We start from the raw sequence: 271 nt of genomic DNA, 5'->3' as shown, positions 1-271 counted from the left end.
GGCGTTTACCTACGAGAGGGCGAAAAGTGCTGCGGACGCGGCAAGCATCGTCGCACAGCGCCAGGGAGCAAAATTCATCGCTGGCGGCACGAACCTGCTGGACCTGATGAAACTGGAGATCGAGACGCCGACTCACCTCGTTGATATTCAGGACATCGGGCTCGATCATATCGACGACACACCGGAAGGCGGACTGCGAATCGGCACGCTCGTGACCAATACGGCGCTTGCGTCGCATCCTCGAGTGCGACGCGATTACGGGGTCCTGGTA

General features: G+C 59.8%; 1 protein-coding gene. It reads left to right on the top strand.

Annotation, left to right across the window (positions count from 1 at the left end; translation table 11 throughout):
* On the top strand, positions 1-271 hold a 271-nt coding region (locus AC1RPR_RS08855), incomplete at both ends, for an FAD binding domain-containing protein (RefSeq protein WP_481763579.1).

Source organism: Dellaglioa sp. CoH-57-MRSF-22 (genome assembly GCF_056781895.1).
This window is presented reverse-complemented; position numbering and strand designations above follow the sequence as displayed.